The sequence below is a fragment of the Oscillatoria sp. FACHB-1407 genome (assembly GCF_014697545.1).
Lineage (GTDB): Bacteria > Cyanobacteriota > Cyanobacteriia > Elainellales > Elainellaceae > FACHB-1407.
On record NZ_JACJSA010000012.1, the window covers coordinates 88,146 to 104,269 of the forward strand.

The 16,124-nt window shown below is 50.7% G+C and carries 12 protein-coding genes; 7 read left to right on the plus strand and 5 right to left on the minus strand.

Annotated features, from left to right (window positions below; genetic code table 11):
• Positions 1-785 precede the first annotated feature (785 nt).
• The 5 genes from H6G89_RS19750 to H6G89_RS19770 all read left to right on the plus strand — a co-directional run bounded on the left by H6G89_RS19750 (position 786) and on the right by H6G89_RS19770 (position 5,762).
• Positions 786-1,007, plus strand: a complete 222-nt coding sequence (locus tag H6G89_RS19750) for a hypothetical protein (RefSeq protein WP_190509590.1) — start codon at positions 786-788, stop codon at positions 1,005-1,007.
• 301 nt (positions 1,008-1,308) lie between these two features.
• Positions 1,309-2,394 carry an amino acid ABC transporter substrate-binding protein gene (locus tag H6G89_RS19755; protein ID WP_190509792.1) on the plus strand — a complete coding sequence of 362 codons (1,086 nt, stop codon included), beginning with the start codon at positions 1,309-1,311 and terminating at the stop codon, positions 2,392-2,394.
• 103 nt (positions 2,395-2,497) lie between these two features.
• Positions 2,498-3,661, plus strand: a complete 1,164-nt coding sequence (locus tag H6G89_RS19760; protein ID WP_190509592.1) for an amino acid ABC transporter permease — start codon at positions 2,498-2,500, stop codon at positions 3,659-3,661.
• A gap of 17 nt (positions 3,662-3,678) precedes the next feature.
• Positions 3,679-4,899 (plus strand): amino acid ABC transporter permease, encoded by a 1,221-nt coding sequence (locus H6G89_RS19765; RefSeq protein WP_190509594.1) that lies wholly within the window; start codon positions 3,679-3,681, stop codon positions 4,897-4,899.
• Between the two features lie 83 nt (positions 4,900-4,982).
• A complete protein-coding gene (locus H6G89_RS19770) occupies positions 4,983-5,762 on the plus strand; it encodes an amino acid ABC transporter ATP-binding protein (RefSeq protein WP_190509596.1) in 780 nt (259 codons plus the stop codon).
• 610 nt (positions 5,763-6,372) lie between these two features.
• Here the strand turns inward: H6G89_RS19770 and H6G89_RS19775 are convergent.
• Complete coding sequence (locus H6G89_RS19775) at positions 6,373-7,479, minus strand: MinD/ParA family ATP-binding protein (RefSeq protein ID WP_190509598.1); 1,107 nt, start codon at positions 7,477-7,479, stop codon at positions 6,373-6,375.
• A 245-nt stretch (positions 7,480-7,724) separates the two neighbouring features.
• Here H6G89_RS19775 and H6G89_RS19780 point away from each other — a divergent pair, with 245 nt between their 5' ends.
• Entirely contained in the window at positions 7,725-8,165 is a 441-nt protein-coding gene (locus H6G89_RS19780; RefSeq protein ID WP_190509600.1) for a hypothetical protein, read from the plus strand.
• Between the two features lie 123 nt (positions 8,166-8,288).
• Here H6G89_RS19780 and H6G89_RS19785 read toward each other — a convergent pair whose 3' ends face one another.
• From H6G89_RS19785 to H6G89_RS19795, 3 genes are all read right to left on the minus strand, one after another.
• Positions 8,289-8,426, minus strand: a complete 138-nt coding sequence (locus tag H6G89_RS19785) for a hypothetical protein (RefSeq protein ID WP_190509602.1) — start codon at positions 8,424-8,426, stop codon at positions 8,289-8,291.
• A gap of 31 nt (positions 8,427-8,457) precedes the next feature.
• Positions 8,458-9,051: a chromophore lyase CpcT/CpeT gene (locus tag H6G89_RS19790; RefSeq protein WP_190509604.1), complete on the minus strand. Its 594-nt coding sequence runs from the start codon at positions 9,049-9,051 to the stop codon at positions 8,458-8,460.
• 149 nt (positions 9,052-9,200) lie between these two features.
• Positions 9,201-10,208, minus strand: coding sequence for a CHAD domain-containing protein (locus H6G89_RS19795; protein ID WP_190509606.1), 1,008 nt, complete (start codon positions 10,206-10,208; stop codon positions 9,201-9,203).
• A gap of 218 nt (positions 10,209-10,426) precedes the next feature.
• On the opposite strand from H6G89_RS19795, the gene H6G89_RS19800 reads away from it, so the two are divergent.
• Positions 10,427-15,067: a two-partner secretion domain-containing protein gene (locus H6G89_RS19800; RefSeq protein WP_190509608.1), complete on the plus strand. Its 4,641-nt coding sequence runs from the start codon at positions 10,427-10,429 to the stop codon at positions 15,065-15,067.
• Between the two features lie 91 nt (positions 15,068-15,158).
• On the opposite strand, the gene H6G89_RS19805 is transcribed toward H6G89_RS19800, so the two are convergent.
• Positions 15,159-16,121 carry an NAD-dependent epimerase/dehydratase family protein gene (locus H6G89_RS19805; protein ID WP_190509610.1) on the minus strand — a complete coding sequence of 321 codons (963 nt, stop codon included), beginning with the start codon at positions 16,119-16,121 and terminating at the stop codon, positions 15,159-15,161.
• Positions 16,122-16,124 lie beyond the last annotated feature (3 nt).

Genomic DNA, 16,124 nt, shown 5'->3' on the forward strand with positions numbered 1-16,124 from the left:
CTCAGAGAGTAGGCAGCGCATCTAACAAAGTTCATTAGTACAGATTTTCTTTTGGGAATTCAGCTTTTACAAAATGTTGGCTGTGGTTTTAGCAATCTCAGATCGGAGTGAAGAAGTTTAGAGATGAGATTGAAGTGTAATATTCAGCCCTAAAAACTGACTGAGTCGGAGCAGAATAACCCTCAGAATTTATGACTAAGACCTATCTCATAATCACTTTAACCTTCTGTCGCCAACTCACACGGAAATTAATACTGTCCCATTTGACACGGGTTTAGCTTAAGCAGGCAGAGCTGCTACCAGGAACTCGTGTATAAACTATAACAAATCAGTCTATAACAAATCAGTGGTGGACATAAAACCACTTCATACAGCCTTTTGCATGAGGCATTCTGCGATCGCAAATCATTCAACCACAGAATATTACACAACTTGTGAAGCCTCCTGTCATCGGAGATAGCTAAGTATTCGCACTATCTTAACTGAAGGAAAGCGGGTGATACAGATTACATCTATTCCAACGATGGATTCATTATCTGATATCCAGAAGACGCTCTATAAACGTCACTTGATGTGATCTCTAGCACATTATCGTTACCTTGCCTGATTGTTCCGTTTGCCACAGCCCGTTTCGCTGACCTTGCCAATATCGGCAGCTATGTCACGGAATGGATCAGTTAGTTAAGTATTTTGTAACTCTTGTATCGTCTTATGTGATTCTGTTTTTACTATCTTAGAAGTCGGGTATTCTAAAAAGCTAAAGAAACTATTAAGTGGAGGCTGTCATGACTCCTCTCATGCTACGTCAACTGTGGTCCCTGATAGAAACGACGCAATCTGGCATTCTGTTGACGCTGGATGATACCGCATTGGTGCAGTGGCTCCTCCGCCAGGTTAAGGCAGAGCGATCGCTTGACCATGATGAAACCGACGTTCTTGCTAACTACATTCAATCCAAACTGAGTCTAATTCGCGATATTGCCCAGGAGCGAGGTGTTAGGTGCTAATACACTCCTAATCAAGGCGCAGATGAGACGAAAATTGGTTAATCCTGATACAAAAAGAAAGTCCAAAGCAGTAGACTGTTAAAAATGTTTGGAGCAGTCTGATCAATCAACCCAATTCAAGCTTTCTAAGCTTTCTGGAAAGCATTTTGTGTTGCATTGCAGTTTTGCTTTGAACATTGTTGGGTTGAACCTTGAAATCTAGCAGATAACCTGACTGGAGTGTTTCCCAGGTGCGCTGCTGTTACGACGATTAACAATACTTAAAGTCTCCATTGTCTGTTGAAAAGTGAGTGAGATGGATATGCGTAAATGGGCTTCTTTGCTATTGGCAGCTACTCTGTCAGTGGCTGCACTATCAGCTTGCACCTCAGAGCCAACCGAGACGGCTGCCTCCCCTGGTGCTGAGGGTGCTTCCCCAGCAGCTAGTGGTGGTAGCCGTCTAGATACCGTTCTACAGCGCGGTACTTTAATCTGCGGCGTTGACGGAGGTATCCCTGGATTTAGCTTTGTAGACTCCAGTGGTCAGTACTCAGGCTTAGACGTTGACATTTGCAAGGCGGTTGCAGCGGCCCTCTTTAATGACCCAAATGCAGTTGAGTATCGTAACCTCGACTCGACTGAGCGATTTACGGCGTTGGCAGGGGGAGAAGTTGATATGCTCTCCCGTAATACAACCTGGACAAGCAGCCGTGACTCCGCAGGTGGTAACGGTCTTGAGTTCGGTCCTACAACCTTCTACGACGGTCAGGGCATGATGATCGCCAATGACAGCGGCATCGCCTCATTAGAAGACTTCGCTGGTAAGTCCGTCTGTGTTGAAACTGGAACGACAACCGAGTTGAACTTAACCGACCGGATGCGAGAGCTTAATGTTCAATTTACTCCTGTCGTCTTCCAGGATGCAGATGCAGCTTATGCCGCCTTTGCTGAAGGACGCTGCCAGGGCATGACTTCTGATAAGTCTCAGCTTGCTGCCCGTCGGACAACCCTGCCCAATCCCGACAATTACTCGTTGTTAGACGTGACGATGTCTAAGGAACCGCTTGGTCCTGTCACAGTGAACAACGACTCTCGTTGGTTTGACGTTGTGAAGTGGGTCACCTACGGCTTGTTCCAGGCTGAAGAATATGGCATTACCCAAGCCAATGTTGATCAACAACTGAGCAGCGAAAGCCCTGATATCAGACGTTTCTTGGGAGCTGAGGGCGACCTGGGAACCCAGCTCGGTTTGTCGAACGATTTCATGGTTCGCGTGATTAAAGCCGTCGGCAACTACGGTGAGATCTACGAGCGTAATGTCGGTGAAGGCTCTGACTTGAGCATTCCGCGTGGCTTAAACTCCCTCTGGAACGATGGTGGTTTGATGTACTCACCACCTTTCCGTTAATTCGTTTGCTATCAATCGCAGGTGGTTGCCTTAATGTTGGGTCGCCACCTGCGATCGCTTCTCCCATCAATTGCAGCCCTTGCCAGCGTTAGGCATCCGATTCATGACCACCAACGACACGAAAATTCCTCTCTGGCGTGACGAACGATTTTGGCGTATTGCTATCCAACTCTTAGTTGTGATTGCCTTGATCGTTGGAGCTTTGTTGCTGCTCAGTAACTTAAACCGCAACATGCAACGCCAGGGCATCCAGTTTGGTTTCAGCTTCCTACGCAGTCCGGCAGGATTTAGCATCGGCGAAACCTTGCTTCCTTATTTGCCCAATGACCCTTACTTCAGAGCCTTACTGGCAGGGGTTGTGAACACGCTACGGGTGATGATTCCTGGGATCATCCTCACAACTCTCTTAGGGATTGCGGCTGGCATTGCTAGCTTTTCAGAGAACTGGTTGGTGCGAAAGTTGAGCCTCAGCTATGTCGAAATCGTGCGAAACACGCCGATGCTGTTGCAGCTTTATTTCTGGTATTTTGCCGTATTCTTTGGTTTGCCCAGACCTGAAAACCAGATCAATATTGTGGATGCTTTCTTTTTAAGCAAGGCGGGGGTTTACATTCCTTGGCCTGCCAACACTCCCCTTGTTTGGATGTGGCTTGCAGTTTTGGTGGCTGGAGCAGTTGCGGCTTTCTTTCTGTGGCAGTGGCGCACCAAGTTAATCGTTGAACAGGGAGCGTCCGGCAAACTGCAATTGCAAATTTTGCTAGGAATGGCGATCGCTGCTGCTCTGATTTTGGTTGCTGGTTTGGGTTGGAGAGCCCCGATTTCTGAGGCTCCGGGACAGGTTCAGGGAGGGTTGCGATTGACCCTTGAATTTTCAGCCTTGCTAGCAGGGTTAGTGTTTTACACTGGAGCGTTTGTGGCGGAGGTCGTTCGAGCGGGGATTCAAGCTGTTTCAAAAGGACAGTGGGAAGCAGCGCGATCGCTCGGTTTACAACCGGGGTTAGTGATGCGGTTGGTGGTCTTTCCGCAAGCATTGCGAGTGATGTTGCCTCCATTAAACAGCCAGTATCAAAACCTAGCCAAAAACTCTAGCTTAGGATCAGCCCTGGCATATCCAGAGATCTTCCTGGTGTCGAGCACTACGTTTAACCAGACAGGGCGACCTGTTGAAGTATTCGTGCTGATCATGGTCATTTATCTGATCATCAACCTGACGATCTCCCTGAGCATGAACCAGCTCAACCGTGTCGTTCAGCTTAAAGAACGTTAGACCGTTACCCTCTAACTATGACAAGCATTACTCCCCAATCCACCTCCGGTGCTCCTCCTATTGCTCAGGTTGGACCTGTCGCCTGGTTACAAAAGAATCTGTTCAGTAGTTGGAGTAACTCTCTCCTAACCATCGTCGTGGTCGGTGTTTTTCTATGGCTGATCAGCGGGTTCTTAAACTGGGCGACCACAAAAGCCCAGTGGGCAGTGATCCCAGCTAACCTGCCACTGTATATGGTGGGTCTATATCCAGCCGATCAGTACTGGCGGATATGGGTGGTCTTAAGTATCATCACTACCCTGGCAGGTTTGTCATGGGGCATCATAGCCCGCAATCTGGCACGGTTGTTTACAGTCCCAATTTTGGTTGGTATTGCGATCGCAGGTCTGATTGCCGTATTGATGCCAGTTCCAGTCGTGCCCTATCGGCTGCTATTGCTACTACAAGTCGCGTTGGTGGTAGGAGCCGCGTGGACAGGTCGATTTGTCGGTGGCAAGTTTCCTGCGGCTGGGCGATATATGTCCTTCGCCTGGATTGCTTCCTTTCCAGTCGTGTTGTGGTTGATCGGAGGTGGTCTCGGACTCAAAGCCGTTTCCACCAATAACTGGGGGGGATTGCTCTTAACCCTGATCATGGCGATCGTCAGTATTGTGTTGTGTTTCCCGATTGGGGTGGCGTTAGCCCTTGGTCGGCGCAGCGATTTGCCAGTGGTTCGCTGGCTCTCAACGCTTTACATTGAGTTGATCCGAGGCGTACCTCTGATCTCAATCCTGTTTATGGGTCAGGTCATGATCCCCATGTTTTTGCCAGAGGGGGTTCGACCCGATCGCGTCTTGCGGGCAATTTTGGGATTAACTATCTTTAGCGCAGCTTACCTGGCGGAAAACGTGCGGGGAGGCTTGCAGGCAATCCCACGAGGACAGAGCGAAGCGGCTCGTGCGCTGGGTTTCAATCCTGTGTTGACGACCGGGTTAATTGTGTTGCCTCAGGCTCTTAAAATCTCAATTCCGGCGATCGTGGGTCAGTTCATCGGCTTATTCCAGGACACCACGTTGTTGAGTATTGTGGGCTTAGTGGAGTTACTCGGTATTAGCCGTTCGATCTTGGCAAACCCACAATTTTTGGGGCGTTATGCAGAGGTGTTTCTGTTTATTGGCGTTTTCTATTGGTTCTTCTGTTACATCATGTCGTCTATCAGCCGTCAGATCGAGCGACGACTCAACACAGAACATCGCTGAGTGTAACATTTGACAGTCTCAAAGCCCCGATTGGCTTATGCTAATGCAAAAATGGTTCTATTCCGAAGATGGAGAGGAATGTAATGACACAATTTCAAACTGATACTGCCTCTGTAAGCGAAGGCGCGTCAGAGCCGATTATCGTCGCTAAAGATGTGGAAAAGTGGTACGACAACAATTTTCACGTCTTGCGCGGTGTCAGCTTGACGGTTAACAAAGGGGAAGTATTGGTGGTCATGGGTCCTTCCGGTTCCGGAAAGTCCACCTTCATCCGCACGTTCAATGCGTTAGAAACCTATCAAAAAGGCAGCATTGAAATTGACGGCATCAAACTCTCCCACGACTTGAAAAACATTGACACCATCCGCCGAGAGGTTGGTATGGTGTTTCAACAATTCAATCTGTTCCCCCATCTATCGGTACTGCAAAACATTACGCTTGCTCCAATCTGGGTGCGTCGTTGGCCCAAAGCAAAAGCTGAGGAGGTTGCTCTGCAACTGTTAGAGCGGGTTGGCATTTTAGAACAGGCAAAGAAGTTTCCGGGACAACTCTCAGGGGGTCAGCAACAACGGGTGGCGATCGCCCGTGCGCTGGCCATGCAACCCAAGATCATGTTGTTTGATGAACCTACCTCTGCGCTGGATCCTGAGATGGTGCGGGAAGTATTGGACGTTATGCGATCGCTGGCTCGTTCAGGGATGACGATGGTCGTGGTGACGCACGAAGTCGGGTTTGCGCGGGAGGTTGCCGACCGCGTGGTGTTGATGGCAGACGGGTTATTAGTGGAAGAAGCCACCCCCGAAGAGTTCTTCAACAATCCTAAAGAAGAGCGAACCAAGAAGTTCCTCTCGCAAATCCTCTAAAGCCTGCTTGCAAATTTAGGGTCAGAGAGCTTAAGCCTATGGGTATCTCTTAGAGGGAGGCCGATTTGGGTTGAGCATCTGGCAAATCAGTCCATGGCTACTGGAGCTATGGCGATCGCCAAAACTGTTGGGACATTAAATTTGAGTCCTGCCGAGAGAGACGCGATGAATCGTGTCTGCCCTGTTGAATGCCTTGTCTTAACGTGAATTCGGGATAAGGATTTCAGCGGTTTTAACCGCCGCTATCAGAGCAAAACCGACCTGCGTCGGTTCGTCAAACCTTGATTTTCCGGAGTCCGCGTCGGCGGACTTGGCTCTAGTAGCCGCGAATTCATTCGCCGGGCTCTTAAACCGAACTGACGTTGTCTTAACTGAGGTGACTACGGCTATCAGTCTGTGGCTCGACTGAGTGTTTGGCTGAGCTTACGCCGCAGTCTTCGCCCAACGTCCTTCACACACTACCAAAAAACCAGGGTTCACGACGCGACGCAGGTCTGCTCAAGTTGGATTGGGTCTGCTGCGATAGTTCTGCTTCGACCATCTATTCCTGAGCCTAAACCCCAGAGTTTAAGCCATATGGATTACGATGACTAGCCCCATCCTACCAGCACTACTCGCCATCTAGAGCTTGCCAAAGGTTGGGAGACGATTTCCGCTTCTGTTTCACAGACATATAGGGACGATATTGCAATTGCCCTTCGTTTTCTAACGTTTGCACAAATCCTTGTTCTACCAGGGTGCCTAAAATCGGATACAGGATTGCCTCATCCTGTCCGATCGAGGTCGCAATCTCGCTCAACGTTGCTTTACCTCGACGAATGATGCAGTTGACGACCCGCCGCTGAGCCTCTGGCAGGGTCAGCACATCAAACATATTGAGATCAATTGTGGGTTGTGGCTCTCGCGTCGTCGCCTGTTGTGTCGCCGCTGTGACTTGCTCTCTAGACTCTAACGCCAAAATTTGTTGAGCGATCGCCCTAAATTCATGAGTCAGTGGATGCTCTGGGTATTGCAAACAAAAAATGCCGCTACTGGCTAACTCCAGCATCTCTTCAGCAAAGGGCAAGACTGCCGCAACTGATTCACCATAGGTTCGTTCAAGTTGCTCTCTCACCTCCTCGGTTTCAAAGCTGGAGAGTACTTGATTGGCAACCAACAGGATTTTAGGAACTCCTAATTTGCGGGCAATATCAACCGTGACAGCGACTCCCTGAAAGTTTTGGTGATCCAGCGACAGGATCAACAGCAACACGTCACACAGGGCGATCGACAGCAAGGTATCTTCCCCCAATCCTGGATCGGTTTCAATAAACAAACAATCTAGGTTGAGGCGACGGCTTAATTCTAGAAAACCCTGACTCAAACTGCCCATGTCGTGCCCCTGGCGCAACAGACGCGGCACATCACTTACACGGATGCTGGTTGGGGAGAGATACACTCCTCCACCCATAACCGTGACCTCCCCTTGCTCGATTTTGAAACTGGGGCTTGCGTCTTTCGTCACTCCTCCAGAGGCTAAACTACCCCACAAATAGTAGTTTAGGATGTGGTCTATTTTGTCATTGTCGACGCCAAACAGGGTATGAACCCCAGCAGGTTGGGTATTGATCACTCCGACATGTTGCCCCTGCTGAGCAATGCTAACTGCTAGATTTGCCGTTAGGTTTGACTGACCAGTGCCGTGGCGAAAAGAGTGGACAGATACAATTTTGGGCATTGTAAACCTCAGTTAGGCAAACCCCTTACTGCAAGAGTTGTCTAAGATTGCCACAAGTCATGCTTTGATTATTCCCCGAAATTTTCATTTCTCAAGGTTCATCAACAGTAAATCATAATGTAATAGACCATCTTTTACCTAGAGTCACTGCTGACTGACAGACAGAACAACTTATATACAGGGTGACATGATCATGCTATTAAAGCTAGATTGAAAGCAAATAATTGAATTCATATTAAGCAAATATGAAGCAGTTTGGCTTTTTGCAGCGTAACAACTCCACTAAAAAGGGGTTAGCCCCTCGGTATATTAAACAAAATCGCACTACCACTCAAAATGTAATTACAACAATTTATTTGAGCGGTGTGTTCGTGGCAGGTGTGTTTGCCATTCTATTTATCTCTGGGCGTTTAGTTGTGGGTGGTGTACCATCGTCCATCATTATGCGCTTCTTACAAGATGATATTGCTCGCAGCGCATATTTTCGAGGAGATAAGGCAGGTTTACACGATCGCCTCGACGATATGGGAATTGAAGCCGAGATGAAAACGTTCTACCGTCCTCAAATTCCAGACGAAGCGGAGTTAGATCAGCACATCCACCAAATTCTTTACGATCGCACCGGATATGTCGGTGTAGCGTATACGGTGAATTCGGCTGGGGTTCTCGTTCTTAAGGATGATTAGCCCTACTGGGGTCGAAATCTACTCACCCTCTGAGTGTTGGCGTCTCGCTCACAGCCTTGTTTAACGTTCAAGTTGAGTTAAGCGGGTTAGCTAAGCTTCTAGCGTTGTGTGCCAGGAGCTTAATTAACGTGAGTTTGGGATCAGGATTTCGGCGGTTAAAACTGCCGCTATGGGAGCAAAACCGACCTGCGTCGGTTCGTCAAATCCTGCATTTTTCGTAGTCCGTGTCGGTGGACTTCGCTCTAGTAGCCGCGAATTCATTCGCCAGACTCTTAAACGGAACTGACGTTAATTAGCCCTGTTTCACTTCATCGGCGTAGCTTGTACGACGCACAAATTGGAAGGGTCCAGCCACCGATCCCCATACATGTTCATCGGTTTCGGGATCTCGTCCGCGATCGTGGCTGATAAATTGTTGGTCGTCAATCTCAAATTCACTATCCAAATACGTAGTCTTGCCCTTGCGAACCACCATACAGGCTTTACCAGGCTCTACCCGCCCCTTAAAGCTGTGTCCAGTCCACTCTACGATCATGTTGCAACCGGGCAATTTTTCGAGATCGTCGGCTGTCAAGGTGTGCAACCGTTGCAGGTCACGCGAGGCACCATAAAACTTTTGTTCGTCTTTGACGGTGTAGTTTTCAATGACGATGCGATCGCCCTCAGCAATCAGTTTCAGTACGCGCAGTCGGTAAGGGTCGTTTAACGTATAGTCATAGGCTTGCTCAACAAACAGACCGACTCCAGACAACACCTCCAGGGGCAACGGGCGCATACAAACCCGGATATGAGCAAAGAAAGGTGGATTTTCAAAGGCTTGTGCCTGGTTACTAAAATCGGCTGCCATCCAACGAGCCAGAGTGCCAATATCGGTGGAATGCGTCATAGGTTCTATGCGGTTCTTTAAAAGGTTGATAACTCAAATTTTAGAAGGGAATGGGGAATGGTTCGACAAGCTCACCAACAGGGGAGTGGGGAATGGGGTGTGGGGTGTGGGGAGAGACTTGTAAGTAAAGCCACCTGTAGAGTCTGCTGTTAATCATCAACTTGCAATTTTGCCGACGGAGTAGTTACCTCGACGGGTTCCAGCAGCAGTTGATAGAGTTGGCGACGAAATTGGGGATTGAGGTAATCCTGACGAAGGTCATCCCATGTCTGCAAGGCAGTGTCTCGTTCCTGGTGAATAGTGGCGTGTAGCTCTGGCATGACAGTAGATTGGGGCAATTCATCAGTCAACAAATCCAGCAACACCTGACCATCCTGAACTTTGCCTAATCGCTCTTGCAAGTCTTTGATCTGATCAATCCAGGTTTGAAACGCCTCTCCATAAAACTCAGCAAAGAACTCGGCTTGATAGCGCACCTGCTTACAAAGTTTGCGGAGGTCGTGTAGGGTGGGGCTATTGTCTGGAGAGATGTCGGCTTTGGCAATCAACCAGGCTGGATGCAGCAGCAATTTAGACACGAGTGGGCTGAGCAAATCGGGCAGGGCAACCAACAGAGGAAATCGGGCAGGGGGTTTGAATTTTGGTTTGTCGAGCCAGGTCGTATAAGCCGATTTGAGGTCGTGATAGGTTGTGTCAGTCAAGCTAGCTTCAGTGCCTGCAAAGGCTTTGCGTCGCTGTTTTTGTAGCACTGCAATTCCCTGGTTGAGCCAGTTTTGCTCAGGTTGGCTCAATCGGGGTTGATAGTCTTCCCGCAGGGTCGCTATTTGCACATCTAAATCTCTCAGACGACCCAACGTTCGAGCCAGAGTGCGGAGCCGTCGATCGCTAGCCGCCTTGGGCAGTTCTACCACTTGATCAAACACGTGTAGCGCAGTCCGTAGACGACGAATACCAACCCGCATTTGATGCAGATGTTCAGGATTCTTGTCTGCTAAAACTTTTTGTTCGCGTTTGATGATGCGCTGATATTGGTCACTAATAGTTGTGTAGGCAAGATCACCTAAGGTTAACGATGCGATGTCGTTTCCCTTTTCCGGTAATTGACCTTCTGCTGATTTGTATTGAGATGCATCTCCGTTTTGGCTTGTAACAACCATGGTTCAGTCAACCCTGCTATGGCGATGTAAGTTTGCAAATCTAACCCCGATTTGGAGAGTTAAACATTCTAACGCAGGGTTTAAAGGGGTCGAAATAACCTCGTGATATGTCTTTAAGAAAAACCATTAAGAGAGTTGTAGTTTTTTTTATTCTCCACAAGTAGACGTGTTAATTTTCTAAGTAATTTTACTGGTCTGACAATTTAGACCCTGGGTTTATGACTCACGCCCACCAGAGACAGCGATCGCACCCAGTTGCATCCTGGATGTATTCAGGAGCTATTGCAGGTTTAGCATTGAGTCTCAATGGGTTTTTGTCATTGCCTGCGATCGCACAAGTCACGTTGGATGGCAGTTTAGGGGCGGGGGGTGCGCTGGCGGGTCCTGATTATGTTGTGCCTCAAGCCGCAGGACGTGCAGCCGGAATCAACCTCTTTCACAGTTTTGGGCAGTTCAACATCCTCACTGGGGAATCTGTCACCTTTGAAAGCGATCCCACCATTCGCAACATTCTGGCACGGGTGATTGGCGGACCATCGAGGATTGAAGGCTTGCTCGCCACTCGCAGCCAAACGGCAAACCTGTTTCTGATCAACTCCAGTGGGATCGTGTTTGGGCAGGGGGCGCGACTGAATGTGGGTGGGTCTTTTGTCGCGACGACCGCGGATGGCATTGGGTTTGGCAATCAAGGTCAGTTTAGTGCGCTGCCTGCGATCGGAGAGGATGTCTCGCTGTTAACGATTGATCCGTCGGCGTTACGGTTTAACCAGGCAATGGGACAGGCGATCGCTCCTATCAACCTCACCTTACAGCGCGTCAGTCCCTTTGAAGTGCCTAACGGTCAAAGTCTGTTGTTAGTGGGTGGCAATGTCTCTCTGTTTGGCAATAGCACAGGCGATCGCCATCTTTTGCGAGCGAGAGGGGGGCGGGTTGAGTTTGCGGCTCTCTCAGGCACAGGAACGGTCAGTTTGCTACGAGACGCGGCAGGTCGTGATTTGCGGTTGGGGGTGCCGAGTGCGATCGGGCGAGCCGATATCTCCATTAACGGACGAGCAGAGATCAACGTCAGATCCGGGGGCGGTGGTTTCATTACTCTCTATGGGCGAGATGTGACGATATCGGGCAGAAGCCGTCTTATCAGCGGCATTGGCGATAACCTGGGCAGTGCTGGCAGCGCAGCAGGAGACATCCAAATTGATGCGACGGGTGCCGTCCGGATGGATGACCGCAGTCAGATCAACAACAACATTACCGATTCTGGCGCAGGAATTGGAGGCGACGTTTTAATCACAGCGCGATCGCTCCTGCTCTCTGGTCAAGACACCCTGATATCGGCCAACACCAATAGCCAGCGCACCGAAGCGTGCAACGTGCAAGCCTGCAACGCCGGAAACATCATCATTCGAGCAGATAACCTGACCTTTACCAACCCAGAACGGTATAACGGAGACGATGGAGCAGGGCTACAATCCAACACCCGGGGCATTGGCAACGCTGGTAACATCGACATCGAGATTAATGGAGACATCCTGCTCAATCACCGGAGTCGTATTGAAAATCGCGTCCGAGGAACCAGCCGAGAAAATCCCAACGTTCGTGGCACTGGGGGAACTACTACCCTCGAATCAACCAACCCACAAGGCAGCATCACGATCGCCAGAGAGAGCCGCATCAATAGCACGACCGACGCCAATGGACGGGGTGGGTCGGTTATCTTAATAGCTCCGAGACTGGTCAATATCACCGGACGCCGTAGCGGAACCAGAACCAGAAGCACGATCAGTGTTGCAGCCGAAGGCAGTGCCAGACAACCCGGAGGCAATATCGAGATCACAACCAACCTGCTTCAGGTACAGGATGGAGGGTTTCTCAATGCCTCCACCTCAGGACGTGCCGATGCAGGCAACGTGACCCTAAACGTTGGTCGATTAGAGGTCACTACGGGAGGCGAGTTAGAGGTATCGACTACCAGTGGCGGATCAACCCCAGGATCAGCGGGCAGTATCAGCATTAACGCGCCGGGGGGCAGTGTTCTTGTCTCAGGACGACGCTATGGAGACAACAGTGAGATTGCCGTTGACACAGAGGGGCGATCGCGCGGTCAAGGTGGCATTATCTCCATCACAGCCGACACGATCCAGGTTCAAGGTCGGGGAGAAATTACGGCGATCAACGGCGGTCAAGCTGGCAGTGGCAGTATCACCCTCAACTTTCGGCGTTTATTGGAGCTGACTCAGGGTGGGCGCATTAATGCTCGAACCGACTCCCAGGGAAATGCAGGTGATCTCACCATCAACGCCAACGGCGGAGACATCTTGCTTTCAGGAAGCTCTCCAGACAATGGTCGCAATGCCGGGTTATTCGCCACCACACGCAACCGTGGTAACGCAGGCAATATTTTGATCAATGATGCCAACCAGATTTTGATCGAGCGGAGGGCTGTGATTGCAGCGGGCACCGAGTTAGATGACGAACAACCCCTTGCTGAATTGACCGGGCAGGGAGGCAACTTAACGATTAATGCAGAGCGGATTCAGATCGCAACTGGGGGTGGAATTTTAGTCAACAGTGATGGTCTGGGGGCAGCCGGAAACATGGTCATTAACGCCCCTGTCGTTCTTCTGGTTGACAATGGCAGAATCAGTGCTGAGACTCAGGTGAGCAGCGGTGGCAACATCACCCTGGATGAACTCCGATTGCTGTCTGTCAACAACAGCAGCATTTCTGCCTCCACGGTTGATGGCAGGGGAGGTTCATTAACGATCAACGCTGCAAATGGCAGAGTTGAGGCGAGCCGCAACGGGTCACTGACGGTCGCAGCATCCGGAATCGGTTCACCTGGCAATCTCAATCTCACGGCTCAATTTCTAACTCTCCAGGAGGGGGCTCGCATTGCTGCCACGAATGTGTCCTCCAATGTAGCGGACACCGGCAATATCCGTCTCAGCGGGTTGGAGGGCTTAGTGGTCGGCAGCAGTCAGATATCCGCTTCGACTCAGACTGGACGAGCAGGCAGTGTGGCGATCGCCGCTGACACAATTCGCTTGCAGGGCACTGGGGGACTGGCGGTAGAAGCAACCAATGGTGGCAGTGCGGGCAACCTGAGCATTACCAGTACTCGCTTGGTCGCTCAAGATGGGGCACGAGTTACCGTGAGTAGCACCAATCAGGGGTCTGCCGGAAGTTTGCGCGTGACTGCCAGAGATGTTGTGCTAGACAATGGGGCTGGTTTCACAGCAGAAACGACAGGAGGCACTGGGGGAGACATTCGGCTCCGCATCCTCAACTCATTACGGTTAACCAGTGGCAGCGATATTTCTGCCTCAACGGTTTCAGGTAGTGGCGGCAACCTGATCATCAATGCTGGGGGCAGTCCTAACCAACACCAACAAGCCGAACTACGACCCACAAATTTAATCAGTCTAAATCGCGGCAGTCGATTGTCTGCCAGGGCAACGGGCACCGGGAATGCAGGAAGCGTGGCGATCGCCGTTCGACAGTTGCTTCTAAACGACCAGCCCGGAGTTCCAGAGCCAAGCGGAATTTTTGCCTCATCCGTCTCTGGAATCGGCGGAGACGTGACCCTCCAACAAGTAGAAGCGTTAACCCTTAACAACAGCCGCATTTCTGCCTCCACTCAAACCGGACGGGGTGGCTCATTAGCTATTCAGGGGATGGGCAGCGACATGACACTCAGTGGCACGGGTGGCTTATTTGTGGAGGCGATTGGGACTGGCTCAGCAGGAAATATCGAAGTCATCACCCGGCAACTCACCCTCCAAAATGGAGCCCGCATTTCGGCTGCCAATCGTTCCTTTTTACCCGATGCCAATACAGCTAGCAACTTTGGCAACATTCGCTTACAGGGGTTGGAAACCCTGACCGTAAACAACAGTCAAATCACGGCTTCCACCCAAACCGGGCGGGGAGGCAGCTTAATTGTGAATGCAGCCAATGCCGTTCAACTCAGCGGCAATGGCGGACTAACCGTAGAAGCCACAAGAAACGGAGGGATTGCCGGAGATCTACGCATCCGCACTGGACAACTCAGGGTCGAGGATGGAGCACGAGTCACGGTCAGTAGCCCTCAAGGGCAGGCAGGCAATCTCACCGTTGCAGCGGATCAAATTCGGCTTGACCGGGGAGAATTGGACGCCGAGACTGGCTCACGAGGAGCCAACCAAGCCAACATTCAACTGCGCGGATTAAATGTGTTGGTGTTGCGAAATGGCAGTCAGATTTCGGCTCGTGCCTTTAGAGATGGCAATGGAGGAAACGTCGAGATTGATGCTGGAAACGGGTATGTCGTCGCAGTACCCAACGAAAACAGCGATATTATCGCCAATGCAGAAGGTGGCAGTGGGGGTAACATTAACATCACCACTCAAAGCATCGTCGGTTTGATCGAGACAGACTCACTTGACCCGCGTAACAACCCGATTAGCGAGATTAACGCCAGTTCTGAGTTTGGTTTGAGTGGCAATATTGTCATTAACACCCCCGGCATCGAGCCAGGGCAAGGGTTGTTGGAGTTACCTGAGAATGTAGTGGATGCATCTCGCCTGGTAGCTCAGGGCTGTGCCGCAGGTAACACAGCCGCACAGGCTCAAAGTGAATTTGTGGTAACTGGACGGGGTGGTTTGCCCCCGAATCCGGAGCAACCGTTACAGCAAGCAACGGTGATTGCAGATTGGGTCAGTTTAGATCCGAGTCATGCCAACCCCAGTCAAGCGATCGCCCCCAACGCACACCCAGATCAGGGCATTGTGGAAGCCCAGGGATGGGCGGTTGATGATGCTGGGCAGGTGTTTTTAATTGCCGATGCATCACTGACCCCTGCCTATTGCAGTTTGCGTTAATGGTGCTGGCAATTTTTGCCTGCATTGATTTGCCAGGTGCTAACCCCTGGCTGACGCCTCACAAAACTGGGGTGTCCACTTTAGAACAGCGTCACCGCATCTCCTGCACGAGTTGCTTCAGCACTACCTCAGGCGATCGCGGTTGCCATCCCAATTCTTTTTGTGCCTTGGTTGCGTCCACTCGCACACAGCGATCGTAGAGATAGTGAACCCGTTCGCGACCGATGGGGGGTTGCCATGAGAGCAGGCGACCGATGGGGTCAAGGATATTACCGACCAACCGGACGATTGGCTCAGGCACTTCCTTGGGTTCTGGGATGCCCGATTCTTGGCTGAGAACGTGGAACATCTCACGGGTGGTCATATCTCCCGCCGAGAGAATGTAGTAAGACCCTGGCTGACCCTTTTCGGCAGCCAGAATCATGCCCTCCACCAGATCATCGACATGCACGATTCCAGTGACGCGATCGCCCGCTAGCCAAAGCTTCAGCCATCCTTTCAGAAAGGTCTTAATCGCAGGACCAAAGTGGGGGTCATCGGCTCCAAAAATCCCAGAAGGCATCACACTGACTACGGGGAAGCCTTCGGCGGCGTATTGATCGACCAGTTTTTGGGCGTGATATTTGGTGCTGTCGTAAGCCGAGGAAAAGTCTTTTTGCGTCCGTTGAAAGGTTTCGTCGATTACCTTTCCCTGCGTGTCCCCAAAAATACCGATGGTGCTGCAATAGACCATTTTCGAGATGTGGGCGGCTCTGGCGGCTTCCAAGACAGCACGAGTGCCATCGACGTTAATTCGCTCCATTTTGGCAGCATCGACCAAGCCCAACTCGACATAGGCAGCAATGTGAAACACCGTATCCACACGGGTCATAGCGGTTGCCAGGGTAGAGCGATCGCCAATGTCGCCATAGACCAACTCAATATCACAATCCTTCAAGCGGGAGAGATCGCTCGATCGCCGTACCAAGCCAACCACCTGGTCACCCCGATTTAGCAAGGTTTTCACCAGGTGAGAACCTGTAAACCCATTTGCCCCTGTCACCAATGCTTTCATCGT

What these genes read in the sequence shown, in the direction of transcription:
- H6G89_RS19750 (WP_190509590.1), top strand. Translation starts at nt 786, where the DNA reads ATGACTCCTCTCATGCTACGTCAACTGTGGTCCCTGATAGAAACGACG.
- H6G89_RS19755 (WP_190509792.1), top strand. Translation starts at nt 1,309, where the DNA reads ATGCGTAAATGGGCTTCTTTGCTATTGGCAGCTACTCTGTCAGTGGCT.
- H6G89_RS19760 (WP_190509592.1), top strand. Translation starts at nt 2,498, where the DNA reads ATGACCACCAACGACACGAAAATTCCTCTCTGGCGTGACGAACGATTT.
- H6G89_RS19765 (WP_190509594.1), top strand. Translation starts at nt 3,679, where the DNA reads ATGACAAGCATTACTCCCCAATCCACCTCCGGTGCTCCTCCTATTGCT.
- H6G89_RS19770 (WP_190509596.1), top strand. Translation starts at nt 4,983, where the DNA reads ATGACACAATTTCAAACTGATACTGCCTCTGTAAGCGAAGGCGCGTCA.
- H6G89_RS19775 (WP_190509598.1), bottom strand. Translation starts at nt 7,479, where the DNA reads ATGCCCAAAATTGTATCTGTCCACTCTTTTCGCCACGGCACTGGTCAG.
- H6G89_RS19780 (WP_190509600.1), top strand. Translation starts at nt 7,725, where the DNA reads ATGAAGCAGTTTGGCTTTTTGCAGCGTAACAACTCCACTAAAAAGGGG.
- H6G89_RS19785 (WP_190509602.1), bottom strand. Translation starts at nt 8,426, where the DNA reads ATGAATTCGCGGCTACTAGAGCGAAGTCCACCGACACGGACTACGAAA.
- H6G89_RS19790 (WP_190509604.1), bottom strand. Translation starts at nt 9,051, where the DNA reads ATGACGCATTCCACCGATATTGGCACTCTGGCTCGTTGGATGGCAGCC.
- H6G89_RS19795 (WP_190509606.1), bottom strand. Translation starts at nt 10,208, where the DNA reads ATGGTTGTTACAAGCCAAAACGGAGATGCATCTCAATACAAATCAGCA.
- H6G89_RS19800 (WP_190509608.1), top strand. Translation starts at nt 10,427, where the DNA reads ATGACTCACGCCCACCAGAGACAGCGATCGCACCCAGTTGCATCCTGG.
- H6G89_RS19805 (WP_190509610.1), bottom strand. Translation starts at nt 16,121, where the DNA reads ATGAAAGCATTGGTGACAGGGGCAAATGGGTTTACAGGTTCTCACCTG.